This window comes from Bradyrhizobium sp. 155 (assembly GCF_023101105.1).
Lineage (GTDB): Bacteria > Pseudomonadota > Alphaproteobacteria > Rhizobiales > Xanthobacteraceae > Bradyrhizobium > Bradyrhizobium canariense_D.
Map to the genome: position 1 here is coordinate 370,872 of NZ_CP064705.1, position 18,644 is coordinate 389,515.

Consider the following 18,644-nt stretch of genomic DNA (forward strand, 5'->3'; position numbering starts at 1 on the left):
GGGAATGTTTTTCAGAGGAATGTAAGTGAGCGCAGAATTTTCAGGATCGGTGAATGTTTTTCACGATAGGCGATTGCCTGAGCCCGCTGTCCCCGCGGGTTATGCCGCGCTCATCGACACTTACAAGCTGGCCGTGCCGGTCCCCCGCACCCTTTCGGCCATCGGAGCCCGGCACCGCATCATTGAACAGGATGGTTGGCGGATCTACACGCCTCGCCATGCTCCCCAGGCCTCGCTTGAGGGACACCTGACTTTTGCCCTCAAGAACGAAGGAGTCGATCTTTCCGTCCTGAAGCGGCTTTTCCTAGTCGTTAACGAGGGTGACATCGCGGAGCTTGTCCGGCAGAAGCCGACCGGAATTTACACACGCCGCATCTGGTTTCTGTACGAGTGGTTGCTTGGCCGCGAGCTGAATCTGTCGCTTACAGACAAGGTCTCATATGTAGACGCCATCGATACCGACCTCCAGTTCGGAGGGGTTGGCACGAATTCCGCCCGGCATCGCGTTCGCAACAATCTTCCCGGCACCCCGGAATTTTGTCCGCTCGTTTTCAAGACGGCCGCGCTGAACCAATTTCTCGCGCAGAACTGGAAGGAGCGCGCGCGCGCTGTCGTCAGCGAAGTCCCGAAGGATTTGCTCGCGCGGACCGCCGCCTTTCTGCTGCTGAAAGATTCAAAGTCCAGTTACATCATCGAAGGCGAAAGGCCGCCTCAGGATCGCATTCAAAGATGGGGACGCGCCATCGGCGAGGCTGGACGCGCGCCGCTCGATGAGCAGGAGTTTTTGCGCCTGCAAGGCATCGTCATCGGAGACGAGCGTTTCGTGAAGCTCGGGTTCCGGCAGGAAGGCGGCTTCGTCGGAGAGCATGACCGCGATACACAGCGCCCTATCCCGGACCATATCAGCGCGAGGCATGAAGACATCGCCTCTCTTATGGCAGGATTGATCGCATTCGACCTCGCCGCCGAGAACGAGCTCGATCCCATTATCGCGGCGGCGGTGCTCGCCTTCGGCTTTGTTTATATCCATCCATTCGAGGACGGCAACGGACGCATCCATCGATACCTGATGCATCATGTCCTCGCGCGGCGCGGATTTAATCCGGCCGGGGTCCATTTTCCAGTGTCGTCGGCGATTCTAGACCGGATCGCCGAGTACAAAGGCGTGCTGGAAAGCTATTCCAGCAGGCTACTTCCGTGCGTACAATGGGAAGCGACCCCAAAGAATAATGTGAAGGTTTTGAACGACACCGGGGATTTTTACCGCTTCTTCGACGCGACCCCGCATGCCGAATTTCTGTACGAATGTGTACGCCAGACGATTGAGCTGGACCTTCCGAATGAGACGAGCTTCCTGCGCAACTTCGATATGTTCCGATCCGGAGTCGAAAACATCATCGACATGCCCGAGCGAACGCTCAACAACCTGTTTGGCTTTCTGCGACAGAATCAAGGAAGACTTTCAAAGCGGGCACGAGAGAACGAATTCGCCGAGCTCACTCAAGATGAAGTTGTGAAACTTGAGCAATTGTACGCGGACTCATTCGGTCAAAGCGGAGCCTTAAGTGACTAACGGCGCGTCTTGCGCAGAGACAGGAAGCCCATTCTTTCCAGCGGTGGTACGGGTCGTGTCCACGGTTGTGGTGTAGCTCGGTAGAGCAAAGCCACCCGGTCGTGCGCCTCTAATAGCGCCGTAGCAGGCGGGCGCCATTGCCTGGCCACCGGAAATTCTCCGGTAGGATCGGGTTGCGACACGCCAACGGCAACAACGCAACCAGAGGAACCACCGATGATCGACGACATAATGCGAGCAGGCGCGACATTGCCGGGGCGCGGCCGATTTGGACCACGAGCAGGCGCTATGGCCTCGATTGGGCTTTGGCTGTGTCGGTTGCATTCGGACGGCTGCTTCGCCACTCAAAACGAGCAAGAAACAACAGCAATTGGCGTCTCCCGGCGACGGCCTATGCGGAAGCCCGATTGACCGACCCGCGTACCCGCTTCAAACCGTGACGTGGCGAGAAAGCTCGGGCGAGACTCACGAAATCCTCGGCCGGCATAGGCCGTCCGAACAAATAGCCCTGGTAACTGAGCTGTCCATGTCGCGCCAGGAACGCATATTGCTCCTCCGTTTCGACGCCTTCGGCGATGACTGAAAGGCCAAGGCTTCTGCTAAGCGCTATGATCATCTGGGCTATCGCGGCGTCATTAGAGTCAACCAGAACGTCCTTGACGAAGCTGCGATCGATCTTGAGCTGGTCAAGCGGCAAACGCTTCAGATATGAAAGCGCTGAATAGCCGGTTCCGAAATCATCGAGGCTGAAGCCGATGCCAATCGCTTTCAATTTGCCCATCTTGGCGATCACATCGTCGACGTTGCTGACTAATGTGCTTTCAGTGAGTTCGACTTTGAGGCGATGGGGATTGGCGCCGGTTTGCTCAATGATCGCGCGGACCTCTTCGACAAAATTCTTCTGACGCATCTGCAGGGCGCTGACATTGATTGCGATGGTCAGGCGTTCGGTCGCCGGATCGCTTGACCAGCGAGCCAGCTGACGGCACGCGGTCTTCAACATCAAGGCGCCGAGCGGAAGGATGAGGCCGGTGCTTTCTGCGACGGGGATGAATTCGCTAGGAGAAATCATCCCTTTATGCGCATGCGGCCAGCGCGCCAGCGCTTCTGCCCCCAGCAGCCTTCCTTCGTGATCGACCTGCGGCTGGTAATGCAGCAAAAGCCGTTCCTTCTTAAGGTCTTCTCGTAGATCGGTCTCGAGGGCAGCGCGGGCTGTAATCATAGTCTGCATGGCCGGGTCGAAAAACCGCAGGCCATTTCGCCCCGCCGTTTTCGCATCGTACATTGCCAGATCGGCTCTCTTGAGCAACTCGTCAACGTTGCACTCATCAGTCGAAAACAAGGTCACGCCAACACTTGCGGTACAGGGATATTCATACGCATCGAGTTGGAAGACCTCGGTGAAGGCTGCGAGTATCTTTTCGCCTATCGCTTCCGCCTGTAAGGCTGCGACCTTTGCTTTCTGTGTACCCAGATTGGCGAGAAGAACGACAAATTCGTCGCCGCCAAAGCGGGCAACTGTGTCATCCGCCCTCACACAATGCGAGAGGCGCTGAGCCGCACATTTCAGCAGCATATCGCCCATGTGGTGACCCAGCGAGTCGTTCAGTGTCTTGAAATTGTCCAGATCAATGAACAGCAAGGCGCCGTAGGAGTTGCTACGGATATTCGCATTGACCGCCTGGCGCACGCGGTCGATCAGCAGGACGCGGTTCGGCAGGCCTGTTAGCTGGTCAAAGAAAGCGAGTTCTTGGATCTTTTCCTCAGCGTGCTTCAGTTTAGAAATGTCATAATACGAGCCGATGTAGTTGGTGACCTCGCCCGTCTCGTTTTTCACAGCAGATATAGTCAGCCAGCGCGCACAGTTTTCGCCGCTCCTGGTCCTGAGACTCATATCACCTTGCCAGCCGCCAGTTGCTTGAACGGAACCCCACATACTGCGGTAGAATTCACCATCACGCCGATGAGACCGGAACAGTCTCGGGGTTTGTCCCACCAATTCTTCGATCGTATAGCCGGTTAAGCCCACGAAGGCGCGGTTGGCACTCAAGATTACGCCTTTGGTATCGGTGACGATCATGCCTTCCTGAGCATTGAAAGCAGCCGCGGCTATGCGCAATTCAGAGTTTGACTTGTCCAGAGCCTCTCTCTGTCGCTGCAGGTCGGCCTCAATGGCTTCGCGCCGCCTGATCTCTTGAGAGAGAGCGAGATTGTTTTCGGCCAACTCCGCTCGATGTCGATTGGACTCCACGAACTTGATTTGTAACCGCGCCGCATTTTGACGCATTCGCTCGAAGCCGATCGCCAGCATAAATAGCACGATGGCGAAGAGGCCAAGATAAAAAACGGAGAGGGGTGAAAGCGTACGACCGTATAGCTCATCCTCGCTGGCCAGCCTCAGGACGGAAAGTCGAGTGCCGGTAACTGGCGAGCGAAGTGCGAGATATCCTTTCAGTTCGGAAGCGCTGAGATTTGACAGCGGTTGTATGCGGCCAGACGAAATCTTGGCTAGCGAGGGGCCTTCGGTGACAACGGCCGAGTGCTCTCGCTCGATCGGGAGCAGCACCTGCCCATCGTCTCCCAGGAGGAATTCGCGCGGCTGGCCGAGGTCGTTGGTAGACACCAATGAGGAAAGTAGATTGAGACTGCTCACGGTCTCGACCGTTCCCCTTATCTTGCCCTTCTGGAGTACCGGTACGCTGACCACAATCAGGCGGCGCTTGTCGTCAATCTGAATATATGGTTCGGCCAGGGCGTTACGCCCCGGCGAAGCTGTCGTCGCGCTGGACGAGCCGACATCAACTTGCGCCACGCCGTTGCGATCGAAGAAAGCCAGCCGCAAATAGGCGGCTTGGCCCTGATATTTCTCCTCAACCATCGTCGCCTGAAAGCGGCGCTCGATTGCAGCCAAATTGGCGAAGAGGCCGTATTTGACGGACATTCCGAGATCGAGATTGCTGAAATAGTTGGAAATGTCCTCGCTGGCTGCGAGCCGTGCCGCGGCTTGCCGCCGTTCAGCTAAGAAATCGCTGACCTCCGCGGCGCGCGCTTCACCGAGCGACACCAGACGCGCATCGGCGTTTTGCCGCAACTCCACTTGCGACGTATAGAGATTGCCAATCAGATAAAACATCGACAGCAGAAACGCCGCTGCCGCTATCAAGAGCCAGCGTGGCGCTAACGATCGACTGAATCTAATCAGCGAAGATATCATTAATTCGTTTTCGCGAAATATTCCGGGAAAAATCGACGGATGCCTGGATAATATTTGTCCACCAGCCGGTCATAGAAGCCGAAGGCCTTGATCTCGCTCAAATACGCGTTGAATTCATTGCGCAAAGCTGGAGCGTCCTTCGGAAAGGCGGTTGCCAACGTTTGCTGCTCGGAGATCGGCCCCAGAATCTTGATTTTGCCCGCCCATTTGCCCAAATCCAGAATGGCATCCGGCACGTCGAGCAGTGTCAATTCGGCCTCTTTGTTGAGCATGGCCGGGACCATCTCGTTCAGGTTGGCGCTCTTGTTGTAAGCCTTTAAATCGATACCGACGTTGACCAGGCCGTAATTGGATGGATCCAAGCAGGTGCGCTCCATCACGAGTACGCTCTTGGATCCGATCGCCTTCCGGGTGTTGACGATGTCTGCCGCAAGATCCGCGCCGTCCTGGATAGGCTGCAGATCAGACTCGGCTGGTGCCACCAAGAGAACCTGCGAAGGAAGGGTCGGCTCGGAATATAGAAGAATGGCCTCACGCCAGGGCAGCACGGTGAAGCCGCTCGATATCACATCGCCTTTGATGGGATAGTCACCGGCCAGCGTCACTTCGCCATTTTTGCGCACCACATCCTTGCCGAGCAGGTCGCGGATGACCGAATAAAAATCTGAGTAGACAAGCTTGTAGGAGACGCCAATTCTTTTGGCGAAGCCCTGCATCAGCTCGACGTCCAAACCATCCCCCGCGCCGGTCACAAAGTTGGCGTAGCGGATGCCAAGATGGCGGATTTCGCCTCGCTGCTTGATCTCTGCAAGATCAGCTGCCCAGCCTGAAGTCGCGAAAAGGAAGACCATGGCGCCGCTTAGCGACCCGCGGACAAAGCGTTTCAGGGACATGGAGGCGCTCTTTACCTTTGTGCCAGTAGAAGCGCCTGCAATCTATAGCTGTGAGTTTAAGAAAGGATGGCGAAATACAACAAAGTAGATTTCAGTTTTCGGAAAAACCAGTTTGTCGGTAAAGGATTGATTGCAGGCCAGGTGCTGAGTGCAACGGAAGATTGTTCGATCCGGGCGTGCCTTTCAGTTTCTTGAGGTCGTTCAGCACCGACCGCCACGGACCCATCGCGCTCAACAGCGTGCTTAAGCATAATATGGTCAAGTATCCGGAAAACTGCTGCCAATGCGGCGTTTCGCCGGACAATAAGTGATGCCCTTGCTGCCCTATTTGCGCATAGAACAGGACCAGCGGCGCGCCGCCCAACATGCTGGTCGTCAGGTACTGAAGAGGGGTGACGTCAAGCATCGCGGCAATGAAATTCACCAGTGGTGCGGGCACCAGCGGCGAGAGGCGTAGTCCGAGCAAGGTCAACCAGAGTCTCACAGCCGATTGCTGACATAATGAAGCGCTGCGACGTTGAATGTGCTTTCGATAGAAGAGAAACGCGCTCAAACCGCCAAAGGCACTGCCGAGCAGCACGGTGGCGCCTCCCTCCAACCCGTCCATGTAAAAACCGGCGGCCAGGCAAATCATTGGCATGGAGGGAAAGGACAGAAATGCAAGGACAGTGGATGTGACCAGAAACGCCACAGCGGTGCCGAGTGGATGCGCTTGGGCCATTGTTTCAAGCCCCGGAAACACCTGCCAAAAGGCCTCTCTCGAAATAGGTGATGCAAGATATGCCAGCGTCAGAAACATGACGACTGCTATATAGACGATCAATGGCTGGTAACCACGCATCGGCTATCCCAAGCTGGATAGAAGAGGCGGCATGTAATCAAAGCTGTTGTAAGTATTCCAGAAAAGAACCTTCTTGTTCTTGAGCGCCCCCGCTTTAGACATGGTGAGCAACGAGCGCCATGCTTTCAAAGTGAAGACTGGATCAAGGATGAGTCCGGCTTCCTCCAACTCGTTCGCCCACGCAACGTCGGCGGCTTCGACCAAGCCGTAGCCGGGCTGCCAGCTGGTGGAATCCGGCACGAATATCTCGTCTTGCATCACGCGAAGCACATCAGGGGAGATGCCTGGAAAGCGGATTTGCTGCAGCCACTGGACCGTGCTGCGAGCGAGTTTGGCAACATTCCCCTCCACAAATGGCAAGGAGGGTTGCCGGTTGACAAGCCATCGCGTCAGATATGATTTGTCCTGATCGGCCACTCCCACGACCTTGGTCTTCCATCCCATCAAATGGACGCCCAGGAGAAGGCCCAAGACCGTCGAGCCGCTGCCCATGGCGACAAAAATCACGTCGGGCGGTGCGCTCCACGCCTGAGCGGCGCTAAGGAACTGCGCCAACTCGGCAATCGCATTCATATGCCCCAACACACTCAGGTCGTTCGAGCCGCCTGGGGGAACGAGCGAATCCGTATCCGAATGTAGCCAATTTCTCGCATATTCCTGGGAAGCTTGGCCCACCAATTCAATGTTGTTCTTGGCTATGGCAACGTGTTCAACCAGGCCTCGCAAAATACCCAGCCGCGCCATGTCCGTGGTAGCTCCCGGCACCTCGAAAAGCACCAAGTCCAGGGCACAATTCAGCGGCTGTCCGTCACCGGTCAAATCGGCCACACGATTGGCTAGGGCAAACTGCAGAGCATGATTGCTAGAGACCGCGCCAACCGTCCCTAAACGCTTGGAGCCGGACCACTTCAGATTCGGGAGCAGGAATTCGTACTTCCGCGCCTTGTTGCCAAAGACGGGATAACGCGCACTGCTCTCATTCATCACCAAAAGATCAGAGCAGTCTATTTGTCGCGTCACAGATGACGGCAACTGCAATAGCTGGTTGTTTTCCCTCAAGAAAATGGGGGTCCATGGAATGGTGGCGCGGCCGTCAGCCTGCCTCAGGAAAACCGAGTTACCGGGTTCGCCCTGGCGAACGTAATCGGCAAATGACTTATCGCCGGAGAGCGTGTTGCCGATGAAAGGACCGCCTGCGGCATCGGGATCCAGCAGGGACGGAAAGAATCTACCGAGTGCCAAGGATTGCGATTTCAACGCTGCGGACGAGGGAGCCAAGCCGGCAAGATCAGCGGCGTGCGGGAGCGGCGACAACGGGAGGGGGCGACGTTGATGGGTGGCGACCGCGCTCAACGCGGCACCTCCGCTCAGCGCGGCACCGCCTAGGAGGGCCGCTTGCATGAAGTTCCGGCGAGAGAGGTTCATTGCCTGGATGCTACTCGGTGTAGCTTCAGGTTAACGCTTTTTTAACCCTATTCCAATCCGCATGCGCGCTCACGGGCGAAATATGAAAGGTTTGCTTAACGCAGACGCGTTGAAGGCGTGCTCAGTATCAAATCTAGCTCAAACCAGCTTGGCAGTACGGCGATTAGCCCCGCCGTATTGTTGTTTTGGCGCAAGGGCTTCGCCCATCGGACCGCATCAAGAGATATACTCCGGGTCGGCCGGAAAGTGGATCAGAAGGGGCCTTTTTGCTAGTGCGCGCGCACTTCCCGTCTGCGCCCCTATTGTATCCGGCGTTGGCGCCACTCGGCTGTTGCGCAATCTCCGCACGTCGTTGGTGTAGGCGCCGAAGCACGGCACGATCAGCTGGCGCCTTGGCCAGCACCGCGCCCGAACAATTGCGAACGAGAGTGGCTGACTCATAGTCGCGGTGAGAAACACCAGACCCAAGCGCTTTTCCGATCCGGAATGCGTGTCCGGCCTGCGGCAAGCCAATGCCAGCGTGCCGACGACTCCAACGAGGGGCGGTTGTGCTACGCTTGTACTGTTTGGAAGACGACCCGCTGCCGAGCCGCCTGCCCGCAGTTGGGCCGACAGTCCGCTGAAGCCGACACGGTGACCGCGTCGACGTCGGATCGGCTCAGACACTCGAAATGAATCAGGCTTGCGGCCTGCGCCCCAGCGGAGCGCCTTTTGTGCGGATCAGTCGCTCTTCAAGCATATCCAGCCGATCCTGCCCCCAGAACCGTTCGCCTTTGAAGACATAGAACGGCGATCCAAAGACACCAGCTTCCAATGCGCGAGAGGTATTGGATACGTATTCCAGGCGGGCAGCACCTGCCGCCCCCTCCAACAGCGTCAAACCGTCATAACCGGCGCGATCCGCAGTTCTCAGCAGCGTGTCGCGGTCGGCGAGGTTCTCGTCCTCGACCCAAATCGCGCGCATCATTGCGTTCGCGAGAGTGTCGACATTCAAGCCTTGGTTTTGCGCCGCAATTACCATGCAGGACGCAAGATCCACGTCGACAGGAAAATAGGAAGGCTCGATGTTGACGATCATCCCGAGCCGCTCGCTCCAACGCTTAAGCTCCTCGATGCGATAGTCGCGTCGCTGCCATGAACGCTTTTCAAGAACGATCCCGCCGCTTGCTGCATAGACATCCTGCATGCGCATTGGGATATAGTGACACGAACTCCGTGACGCGCGGTTATCTGTGACAATCTGACCTGCCCTAAATAGGCCCAGTCCGACATCAGCCAGACATAGTAGTCGATGAATGGCGCATCTTGATCAAGCATAGCATCAGGCCTTCGGAAGGTGGTGGGCGTGGATCAGTCTCGGCTAATGACGATAAGGACGGTTGCGCGGGCGCCAACCCGCCGCACGTGGTGAACGAGGTGCCCCGGAAACTGCAGGAAATCTCCGGGGCCCATGACGACACTGCGGTCCGCGAACTTCACTTCGACGCGGCCCGTAATGACGTAGAGCGACTCCTCGCCGGAATGTTCTGCGTAGGTTGCCTCACTGAAGTGGGCCGGCGGCGTCATTAAGAAAGCTTCCGCCCGTCGGCCCGGCCCCGCTGGCGATAGGGATACAAAAGAGTATCCATGGACCGGATCCTCCTCCGGCTGCCGGTTCGCTGTACGAACCAGATGGATGTCCGAGTCCGCGACCTGTTCACCAAATAGCAGCGCCACGGGAATGTCCAAAGCACGAGAGAGCTTCATCACGGTTGCGATCGACGGTGCCTTGGCGTCTTTCTCGATCCGGGACAGGAAGCTTTTGTTCAGTCCCGTCGCGAGAGCCAGCTCGTCGAGTGTCATGTTCTTGTTGCGGCGCCAGGCACGCAAACGAGCGCCGATCCGTCCCGCCGGCAGCTGCTCTGAAACACTCGCTTCGAATTTGGTCGTCCGAATTGTCTTCTTGCTCATCATTCTTCATCACCGGACTGGCAGACCAGATTTCCACGATTTTTTGTCTCCCCAAGCATCGTGGCGACTGAATGTGCTTTGTCAATGAACGAAGAGGTCCAGCGCGGAGCGGTAGGCCTCGCGCGCTCGTCATGAGCACACCTCGTCTTAGTCCGTTATAGCGCGCCATTTCAATAGTGACGGACTGATATATGGTTCCCTCTGGGCAACAAGGTGCCCGACAGACTACACGTGGAAAAAACTGTCACGACCGGATCTGGATCGCAGAAGCCGGTCTTCGGGCGCTGATTTGCATCGACGAAAGCGGAAACGAGATCCGGCGCATGCAGGGCGAAGGTGCCGACCGCTTTCTGTTCCCGAACGATCTCTGCTTCGGTCCGAATGGACTGCTCTACATGACCGACTCCGGCATGGCTGCTGAGGATTTCATCAACGGGCAAGCCTTCGTCGACGACTATATGAATCTTGATTGGGACGGCCGTGTGTATGAGATCGATCCAGCGGCGATGAAAGTCCTGCGCGTGCTCGATCGCAAGATCCGGTTCACCAACGGCATTGCCTTCGGTCCCGACAATCAGCTCTATGCCAACGCGTCCTTCACCGGCGAGATCTACCGATACGACGTGCTCGGCGAAGCCTCGCCGAAACGTGCGGTCTTCGGCAACGTCCTGCAGCCTGATTCCAATCCTGACTTCAAAGGGCCGGACGGTATGGCCTTCGGGACGAATGGCCGCCTCTATTGCACGGTCTACAACCAGAAGAACGTCACGGTGCTGGACCGACGGGGCGAAGTCGTCGACCGGCTGATCCTGGATGGGCCGCAGCCGACGAATTGTGCCTTTACACTCGAGGGCAAGAAGCTGCGTGTCACTGAAGTCGGCAAGGGCCAGGTCGAGGAGATCGATATGCCCTGCGAAGGGCTGCCGCTGTATCTGCCGAAATTCGCCTGACGAGGCGCCTCACGGTTTTGTCCCGCGAGGCGTTCCGCCGACGCTCAAAGGAAGCCGATCGATAGCCAGGGCACGGCTGCAACGATCAGGGTGCCGATCAAGAGCGCGATCATGTAGCCCACGATCGGCTTCATGCCCTCGTCCGGGTTGATGCGGCTGATGGCGCAAGCCGCGTAGTAGCCGACGCCGAACGGTGGCGCGAATAGGCCGATGCCCATCGCGAGAACGACCACCATCGCGTAGTGGACGTCGTGCACCCCCACGTGCCGCGCGATGGGGAACAGGAGCGGGCCGAACAATACGATGGCCGGGATCCCCTCCAGCACGCTGCCGAGGATCACGAAGGTCGCGATCGTCACCGCTAGGAAGACAGGGACGCCGCCGGGAAGGCCGGTCATGAACTTTGCCAACGAGGCTGAGAATCCCGACTGGGTCAGCGCCCAAGCCATGCCCGTCGCCGCGCCGATGATGAGCAGGATCGCCCCCGACAGCGAAGCCGTTTCGACCAGCATCGGATAGATACGGCGCCAGTCGAATTGCCGATAGATGAAGAGACCCGCACAGGCGGAGTACAGGATGCCGATGGTCGAGACCTTTGTTGCCGTCGCAACGCCTTCAACGACGGCGGTCCGGATCACGAATGGCAGTGCTATGGCCGGAATCGCAATCACAAAGGCGCGGCCGATCTCTCGCCCCGTCGCGCGTTTGACGTGGGACAGGTCCTCGCGGCGGTATCGCCACCACACCACGGCCGCGAGCATGAGCGCGAGCACCACGCCCGGAAGCAACCCGCCGGTGAACAGCGCCGAGATCGACACACCGGTCACCGAGCCGATCGTGATCAGAACCAGTGACGGGGAATCGTCTCGGTCTGCGCGCCCGTCGCGGCCAGGAGCGCAACGAGATCGCCGGGCTTGGCCCCGCGCTGCCGCATCTCGGGAAACAGCACAGGAGCCACGGCAGCCATGTCAGCCGCCTTGGAGCCGGAAATGCCCGAGACCAGATACATCGCCCCGACCAGCACGTAGTGCAGTCCGCCACGCACGTGACCGAGAAGGCTCGCCAGGAAGCTGACCATGGCGCGCGCCATGCCCGTCATCTCGATCAGAAGGCCAAGAAAGACGAAGAGAGGCACGGCAAGCAGGATCAGGTGGCTCATGCCCTCGTCCATTCGTCCGATCATCACGACGTCGGGCGTGCCGGTTGTCAGGGCAAGATAGCCGACCGTGGCGAGGCCAAATGCAAACGCGATCGGCACCGCCGCAAAGACCATCGCGCCGACCACGAAAACGAAGAAGATCAGAAGATTCAGATTGCCAAGCGGCTTCAAGACCGGCGCCAGCAGAACGAACGTCCCGATGATGCCTGCGACGATCGCCAGGGAGGCCAGCAAGCTGCGCAGGCTCGCGATGCGGATGAGCCGGAGGACGGCTGCGATCAGCATCAGCCCGATCCCGATCGGCAGCGCCGCCGCACGCCAGGTGTTGACGATCTCGAGCGCCGGGGTCGTGACGAACGCCTCGTCCGCGGCGAACTCATAGGCCGGCCAAACGACGAGCACGAGAAATGCCAGCGATGCCGCTGCTGCGACGACGTCCAGGAACGCGCGAAGTTCCGCACTGAGAACGCCGACAATGGCGGTCATCCGCATATGCTCGCCGCGCTGGAACGCGATCACGGATCCGAGCATGGCGAGCCAGAGGAAGAGAATGCCGGCGAGCTCGTCGGACCAGACGATCGGCGAGCGGAACACGTATCTACCCACGATGCCCGAGGACAGGACTGCGATCTCCGCAAGGACGAGCAGTGCCGCCGGGACTGCGACGACGTGGCCAAGTATCCTGTTCGCTGTCACCACCCAACTGCGCGCGTCCCCTTGAGATCTGCCGGCCGCCATGCCGGCATCGACGTGCGGCGTATGGCTCATACTGGTCATGATAGCTGGCCCGCGGCTTTTTCGAGCTGAGACCACGCCTCCTCGCCAAACTTGCCCTTCCAGTCGGCGTAGAAGCTGGTTTTGGACAAGGCCTGGCGGAAGGCGCCACGATTCACATGGATGAACTTGAGGCCCTTCGCCGAGAGGTCAGTTCGCAATGACTGGCTGAGCTTCGCGATGTCCGCCCGCTGGTCGACGGCGGAGCGGTCGAGCTCGCGCGTCACAATCTCCTGTACGTCCTTGGGTAGGCGCTCGAAGGCGCGCTTGTTGCCCAGGATCCAGTAGCCGTCCCAGACGTGCCCGGTCAGGCTGCACGTGCTCTGCACTTCGTAGAGACGCGCGGTCGCGATGATCGGCAACGGATTCTCCTGGCCGTCGACAACCTTGGTCTGCAACGCGGAATAAACCTCATTGAAGTTGATCGGCGTCGGCCCGGCGCCGAGCGCCTTGAAGAGCGAGGTGAGCAGCGGCGCCGGTGGAACGCGGATCTGGAAATTCTTCAGGTCATCCGGCCTCCGCACCTCGCGGCCCGACGAGGTCACCTGACGAAAGCCGTTGTCCCAGGCCTTCGACACCGCCATGATCGGCGTCTTGGCGATCTGCGCCCGGATGTAGGTGCCGAGGTCGCCGTCCATCGCCTTCCATACGCTGTCGTAGTCAGCGAATGCGAACCCGGTGTTCACGATGCCTGCGCTAGGCACGAGGGTGGCAAGTATCGAGGACGATTGGTTGAAGAACTCAACGCCGCCGCTGCGAACCTGGGTCAAGAGCTCGGTATCGGAGCCGAGCTGGTTGGCCGGGAATAGCCTAATCTCCAGTCGACCGCTCGTCGCTTCGCGGATACGGTCGATCGCCTCCTGCGCCCGGATATTCACTGGATGCGTCGGATCCTGTCCGGTCGCGAACTTATAGACGAACTCTGCGGCATACGCCGGCCGGGTGAGAATCCCGCAGAGAGGAACGGCCGTGGCGGCCATCAACAGCGAACGGCGGCTGATGCTTCCGGTCTTCGAGACAGTCATGTTTTCCTCCTGATCCTGCGTTGACGTTGCTGCCGACTGCTTTAGTCTGCGCCGGCGTGCAGCTTTCCGGGTTCTTCGCTTGCCGGCTCTCGACCGCCGGCGTTCGGGGAAGAGCCATCGCTCGCCGCGCGACCCGCGGCGGGCGAAGCTCTTCACTGAGGTTTGGCTGAGTTGGCGCTTAGCGCCGGTACTCTAAAGCCACTGCTTGATGTGCCTCGCGACCTCTGCGGTGGAAATCCCGTAGCGGTCGTGCAGTGTCGGAAGTGCGCCGGCGTCAAGAAATTCGTCCGGCAATGCGATCTGGCGAAAAGGCGGATGGACACCGGAACGCATCAGAAGTCCGGCAACCGCCTCGCCAAGACCGCCAATTGTTGTGTGGTTCTCGGCAACGACGACAAGGCGGCCCGACTTACCGGCTTCCCGCAAGATCGTCTTGGCATCGAGCGGCTTGATGGTTGGAACATGCAGCACCGCAATATCGACGCTGTCGCCCCTCAAAGTTTGCGCGGCTTCGAGCGCACGCATGGTCATGATGCCGGACGAGATGACTAGGGCGTCCTCCCCGCCACGGATCAGCTTGGCCTTGCCGAGCTCGAATTTGTAGTCGTACTCGTCAAGCACGACTGGCACCTGCCCGCGCAGCAGGCGCGTGTAGACCGGTCCCTGATGCGCCGCGATGGCGGGCACCAGTTGCTCGATCTCATGGGCATCGCAGGGATCGATGACCGTCATGTTCGGCATCGCGCGAAACAGCGCAAGATCCTCCGCGGCCTGATGGCTCGGGCCATAGCCCGAGGTCAGACCCGGCAACGCGCAGACGATCTTCACGTTGCGGTCTTCCTCCGCGATCGTCTGGTGTATGAAGTCGTAAGCCCGCCGCGATGCGAACACGGCGTAGGTGGTGGCGAACGGCATGAAGCCTTCGGCGGCGAGGCCGGACGCGGCGCCGAACAAAAGCTGCTCGGCCATGCCCATCTGGTAATAGCGGTCCGGAAATTCCTTCGCAAAGATGTGCAGGTCAGTGTACTTGCCGAGATCGGCCGTCATGCCGACCACATCGAGACGGCTGCGTGCGAGCTCGACGAGCGCGTGTCCAAAGGGCGCCGGCTTCGTCTTCTGTCCCTCGGTCGCGATCGATGCGATCATGGCCGAGGTGGTCAGGCGAGGCTTGCCCGGCTGCGGTGCGGATCTGACGGTCTTCATGCCTGCCTCCCGGCTTCCAGCGCGGCGAGCGCGAGCTGCCATTCGTGCTGCTCGACGCGGATGAAATGGCTCTTCTCGCGCTGCTCCAGGAATGGAACACCTTTCCCCATCAGCGTGTCCGCGACGATCATCCGTGGCTTGGGCTCAGGATGGGACTTGGCGGCGTCGAAGGCGGCAACTACGGCATTGAGATCGTTGCCGTCGACGCGCTGCACGAACCAGCCAAAGGCCTGAAGCTTGTCCACCAGCGGCTCGAATGCCATGACCTGCGTGGAAGGACCGTCCGCCTGCTGATTGTTGACGTCGACGATGCCGATCACATTGTCGAGCTTGTAGTGGCCTGCCGACTGGATGGCCTCCCAGACCGAGCCTTCATCAAGCTCGCCGTCAGAGAACAAGGTGTACACCCGCGCCTCGGATTTCTTACGCTTGAGCCCCAGGCCCATGCCGACTGCGATGCTGAGCCCAAGCCCGAGCGAACCGCCCGACATTTCCATTCCGGGTGTGTAGGAGGCCATGCCCGACATCGGCAGGCGGCTCTCGTCGCTGCCATAAGTTTCGAGCTCTTCCTCGGGAACAATCCCCGCCTCGATCAAAGCCGCGTAGAGGGCGATGGCGTAGTGCCCGTTCGACAGAAGGAAGCGGTCGCATCCTTCCCAGGACGGATCCTCCGGCCGGTAGCGCATTGCGTGGAAATAGGCCACCGCGAGAACGTCGGAGATGTCCAGCGCCTGGGCGATATAGCCTTGGCCCTGGACTTCACCCATGCGCAGCGCATTGCGGCGAATGTTGTAGGCGCGGTCCGCCAGCTTGGGCGTGTTCGCAAGCGTGTTGGTCGGCGTTTCCATCGATCTGACCTTGTCTCGCTAACTCAGTGGATGAGCATGCCGCCGTTGACGTCGATCACGGCACCGGTCACATAGGCCGAGAGGTCCGACGCCAGGAAGGTGTAGATGCCGGCGACGTCTTCCGCCGTGCCGAGGCGATTGAGCGGAATGCCTTCCAGGATTTTCGCTCTCATCTCATCGGTCAGCTTCCCTGCCGTGATGTCGGTGCCGATCAGGCCGGGCGTGACGCAATTCACGCGAATGCCATCCGGGCCAAACTCCCGTGCCATCGCTTTGGCGAGGCCAAGCACGCCGGCTTTCGCCGCCGAGTAGTGCGGGCCGCCAAAAATTCCACCGCCACGCTGGGCCGAGACCGACGACATGCATGCAATCGATCCGGATTTCCGTGCGCGCATATGCGGGATCACCGCCTGAGAGAGAAACAGGATGCCCTTGAGATTGACGTCCTGAATGCGATCCCAATCGGCCGCCGAAATTTCCAGAAACTTCACCGGCTGGGTGATGCCCGCATTGTTGATCAAAACATCGATGCCGCCGAAAGATTCGATCACGCGGGCGACCGCCTGCTCGCAGGACGACTTGTCGGCGACGTTGCACCCTAGCCCAGTGTGGGAGGTTCCAAGCGACGTCGCAGCATCCGCGGCAGCGCCAGCGTCAATGTCCAGAATGGCGACCCGAGCGCCCTCGCCGGCGAACCGCCGGGCGGTGGCAAGCCCGATCCCGCGCGGCGAGGCTGCGCCCGAAATGATGGCCGTCTTACCGCTGAGCAGCATCAGTTCCTCCCACGAATTTATTCTTCCTTGGCAAGGCAAGGAATGACCCGCGGAGGATGAACGGACAAGCGCGCAGTTGTCACGGACCGATGAATCTGGTTCACTTGTGGGATGCTGTCGAATATCCCCATATCGGCAATTCGCGCCTTTGAAGCGGCCGCCCGCACTGGATCGTTTCGCGATGCGGCGAATGAGCTTCACTTGACCCCGAGTGCCGTCAGTCACGCGATCCGCAAGCTGGAGGGCACGCTTCGGACCGTTTTGTTCGAGCGCAGCGCCCGATCCGTGCGGCTCACGCCGGCCGGCGAGAACCTTATGCGTCACACGGGAGCGGCATTCGACCAGCTCCGTCGCGGCCTCGAGGAAGTCGCTGCGCGCGGGCCACAATTGGTGCGCGTCCATTCCGCGCCCAGCTTTGCCGTGCAATGGCTGGCGCCACGGCTTGCACAGTTTCTCGCCGCTTACCCGAAGCTCGAAGTTCGACTGGCTGCAAACACCGACTACGCACGCTTCAGCAATGATGATTTCGATATCGACATCGTCTACGGTCCGCCGCGCGCGGAAGGTGTCGAAATTGTTCCTCTGCCGGAGGAGACGGTCACGCCGCTCTGCTCGCCCTCGCTCGCAAAATCGATACGAAAGGCTGCCGATCTGCTCGATCAGACGCTCATCCGCTCCGACGTCAAGCGGGTGCAGTGGCACCAATGGTTCACCGCAAATGGCTTGGAAGCCCCTGCGCTTCACGGCATGAGATTCGACCGGAGCTTTCTTGCGATTGCTACGGCTGCGGAGGGATTGGGCGTCGCGCTGGAATCGACCCTCCTGGCCGAGCGCGAACTGGCGAGCGGACGATTGGTCGCTCCGTTGGCACGACGCGCTAACGATATCCGCTACGTTGGTCACCGCCTGATCTACCCGCGCGCCAGCCGACAGAGATCGGCGGTACGAGCCTTCGCAGATTGGCTCATGGCGCAACTCGGGGGGGAAGGCGCGGTACCACCGAGCTAAGGTGATCGCAGAGAATCGGCGCCGAACTCGATCCGAACTGTTTACGTCTATACGTTTTATAGCGATCGACGAGTACCGAAGTGCTCCCGACCTGGAAGAAGCCCGCGATGCATCGGACGTCGATTGGCCTGCCGATCGCCACGTGCGCGACGGCAGCTACTTCTTCGACAAGCCCCACGGATTTATGCAGGTCGTCGACGGCGAGCCCGTCGTGGTGAAAGCGCGCAACGGCCGCAGCGCCGAGGGCATCCCGGAAAAGCATGTGCGCATCATCCGGAAGCCGATCCCGGTCCGCGACTCCGTGCGCGAGGTGTTGAAGGCGCAGGAGCTCGACCGACCGTGGAAGAACGCCCAGGTCAGGCTGCGCATCGCCTAGTCGAACTTCGCCCGCGACTTCGGCCCGATCAACTTCACCACCGTCTCCATGGTGGAGGATGAAGAGATCGTCGAGGTGCGCGAGACGCACCGCCGGCCGAACATCCAGCCCTTCCTCGACGACCTGGACTGCTGGCTCGTCGCCTCGATCGAGGACTACGACCTCGAGACGAACACCGCGAAGCCCGGGCCGATCGGTGATCGCGCCGGCGGCGGCCCGGAAATCACCAGCGCGGCAGACGCGCTCGCGGTCGTCCTCAACGAGCGCGGCTGCATTGACATCGACCACATCGCCGAGCTTCTGCACGGGACTGCGACGACGTCGTCGCTGAACTCGCCAGCGCCGTTTTCCGCGACCCCGCGAACGGCTCGTGGCAGACGGCGGACTCCTACCGGCAGGATGTTAGCTGCCTGCTCCAGCGCGTTTTCTTCAAGCGACGGCGTGCTGGCTTGCAGTTCCCCCTCGTCACAGTCCGCCGATCCTAGGAGTGCTCAAACCAGCAATGCTAGGGACTACAAACTGAACGTCCGCTTCCGAGCCATCTAGCATGACCAATTCGCACCGGCGAAACGCCAATCCAGTTCGGGAAAGTAGCAAGAAAAAGTGTCGTGATTTGAGCACGTCTGGAGACC

General features: G+C 59.6%; 13 protein-coding genes and 2 pseudogenes. 4 read left to right on the top strand and 11 right to left on the bottom strand.

The window, feature by feature from the left end; translation table 11 throughout:
* Positions 1–25 precede the first annotated feature (25 nt).
* Complete coding sequence (locus tag IVA93_RS39180) at positions 26–1,573, top strand: Fic family protein (RefSeq protein WP_247299958.1); 1,548 nt, start codon at positions 26–28, stop codon at positions 1,571–1,573.
* Between the two features lie 391 nt (positions 1,574–1,964).
* Here the strand turns inward: IVA93_RS39180 and IVA93_RS39185 are convergent, their stop codons facing one another.
* From IVA93_RS39185 to IVA93_RS39210, 6 genes are all read right to left on the bottom strand, one after another.
* Positions 1,965–4,706, bottom strand: coding sequence for a putative bifunctional diguanylate cyclase/phosphodiesterase (locus IVA93_RS39185; RefSeq protein ID WP_247789984.1), 2,742 nt, complete (start codon positions 4,704–4,706; stop codon positions 1,965–1,967).
* 80 nt (positions 4,707–4,786) lie between these two features.
* Positions 4,787–5,680 (bottom strand): transporter substrate-binding domain-containing protein, encoded by an 894-nt coding sequence (locus IVA93_RS39190; RefSeq protein ID WP_247789985.1) that lies wholly within the window; start codon positions 5,678–5,680, stop codon positions 4,787–4,789.
* A 91-nt stretch (positions 5,681–5,771) separates the two neighbouring features.
* Positions 5,772–6,521 carry a VTT domain-containing protein gene (locus IVA93_RS39195; RefSeq protein ID WP_247299952.1) on the bottom strand — a complete coding sequence of 250 codons (750 nt, stop codon included), beginning with the start codon at positions 6,519–6,521 and terminating at the stop codon, positions 5,772–5,774.
* A 3-nt stretch (positions 6,522–6,524) separates the two neighbouring features.
* Complete coding sequence (locus IVA93_RS39200; RefSeq protein ID WP_247789986.1) at positions 6,525–7,874, bottom strand: pyridoxal-phosphate dependent enzyme; 1,350 nt, start codon at positions 7,872–7,874, stop codon at positions 6,525–6,527.
* A gap of 748 nt (positions 7,875–8,622) precedes the next feature.
* A complete protein-coding gene (locus tag IVA93_RS39205; protein WP_247299947.1) occupies positions 8,623–9,132 on the bottom strand; it encodes a 2-hydroxychromene-2-carboxylate isomerase in 510 nt (169 codons plus the stop codon).
* A 164-nt stretch (positions 9,133–9,296) separates the two neighbouring features.
* On the bottom strand, positions 9,297–9,899 hold the full coding sequence (locus IVA93_RS39210) for a helix-turn-helix domain-containing protein (protein ID WP_247285523.1): 603 nt from the start codon (positions 9,897–9,899) through the stop codon (positions 9,297–9,299).
* Positions 9,900–10,087: 188 nt separating this feature from the next.
* Between IVA93_RS39210 and IVA93_RS39215 the strand changes: the two genes are divergently transcribed.
* Entirely contained in the window at positions 10,088–10,846 is a 759-nt protein-coding gene (locus IVA93_RS39215) for an SMP-30/gluconolactonase/LRE family protein (RefSeq protein ID WP_247299944.1), read from the top strand.
* Positions 10,847–10,890: 44 nt separating this feature from the next.
* On the opposite strand, the pseudogene IVA93_RS39220 reads toward IVA93_RS39215, so the two are convergent.
* The 5 genes and pseudogenes from IVA93_RS39220 to IVA93_RS39240 all read right to left on the bottom strand — a co-directional run bounded on the left by IVA93_RS39220 (position 10,891) and on the right by IVA93_RS39240 (position 16,628).
* Positions 10,891–12,743 (bottom strand): annotated as a pseudogene (locus IVA93_RS39220) (TRAP transporter large permease).
* 35 nt (positions 12,744–12,778) lie between these two features.
* Entirely contained in the window at positions 12,779–13,804 is a 1,026-nt protein-coding gene (locus tag IVA93_RS39225; protein ID WP_247789987.1) for a TRAP transporter substrate-binding protein, read from the bottom strand.
* 192 nt (positions 13,805–13,996) lie between these two features.
* The gene (locus tag IVA93_RS39230) at positions 13,997–15,007 is read right to left on the bottom strand and encodes a transketolase family protein (protein WP_247789988.1); all 1,011 of its coding nucleotides are present in this window, start codon (positions 15,005–15,007) and stop codon (positions 13,997–13,999) included.
* Positions 15,004–15,855, bottom strand: a complete 852-nt coding sequence (locus IVA93_RS39235; protein WP_247789989.1) for a transketolase — start codon at positions 15,853–15,855, stop codon at positions 15,004–15,006. Before IVA93_RS39235 ends, IVA93_RS39230 begins: the two co-directional genes overlap by 4 nt.
* Positions 15,856–15,878: 23 nt before the next feature.
* Positions 15,879–16,628, bottom strand: coding sequence for an SDR family NAD(P)-dependent oxidoreductase (locus tag IVA93_RS39240; protein WP_247299936.1), 750 nt, complete (start codon positions 16,626–16,628; stop codon positions 15,879–15,881).
* 111 nt (positions 16,629–16,739) lie between these two features.
* Here IVA93_RS39240 and IVA93_RS39245 point away from each other — a divergent pair, with 111 nt between their 5' ends.
* Positions 16,740–17,636, top strand: coding sequence for a LysR substrate-binding domain-containing protein (locus tag IVA93_RS39245; protein ID WP_247789990.1), 897 nt, complete (start codon positions 16,740–16,742; stop codon positions 17,634–17,636).
* 112 nt (positions 17,637–17,748) lie between these two features.
* Positions 17,749–18,404 (top strand): annotated as a pseudogene (locus IVA93_RS39250) (winged helix domain-containing protein); the annotation flags it as partial.
* Positions 18,405–18,644 lie beyond the last annotated feature (240 nt).

Coding starts and splice junctions, on each gene's coding strand:
- IVA93_RS39185 (WP_247789984.1), bottom strand. CDS start 4,706: ATGTTTTATCTGATTGGCAATCTCTATACGTCGCAAGTGGAGTTGCGG.
- IVA93_RS39190 (WP_247789985.1), bottom strand. CDS start 5,680: ATGTCCCTGAAACGCTTTGTCCGCGGGTCGCTAAGCGGCGCCATGGTC.
- IVA93_RS39195 (WP_247299952.1), bottom strand. CDS start 6,521: ATGCGTGGTTACCAGCCATTGATCGTCTATATAGCAGTCGTCATGTTT.
- IVA93_RS39205 (WP_247299947.1), bottom strand. CDS start 9,132: ATGCAGGATGTCTATGCAGCAAGCGGCGGGATCGTTCTTGAAAAGCGT.
- IVA93_RS39210 (WP_247285523.1), bottom strand. CDS start 9,899: ATGATGAGCAAGAAGACAATTCGGACGACCAAATTCGAAGCGAGTGTT.
- IVA93_RS39215 (WP_247299944.1), top strand. CDS start 10,088: ATGGTTCCCTCTGGGCAACAAGGTGCCCGACAGACTACACGTGGAAAA.
- IVA93_RS39225 (WP_247789987.1), bottom strand. CDS start 13,804: ATGACTGTCTCGAAGACCGGAAGCATCAGCCGCCGTTCGCTGTTGATG.
- IVA93_RS39230 (WP_247789988.1), bottom strand. CDS start 15,007: ATGAAGACCGTCAGATCCGCACCGCAGCCGGGCAAGCCTCGCCTGACC.
- IVA93_RS39235 (WP_247789989.1), bottom strand. CDS start 15,855: ATGGAAACGCCGACCAACACGCTTGCGAACACGCCCAAGCTGGCGGAC.
- IVA93_RS39240 (WP_247299936.1), bottom strand. CDS start 16,628: ATGCTGCTCAGCGGTAAGACGGCCATCATTTCGGGCGCAGCCTCGCCG.
- IVA93_RS39245 (WP_247789990.1), top strand. CDS start 16,740: ATGCTGTCGAATATCCCCATATCGGCAATTCGCGCCTTTGAAGCGGCC.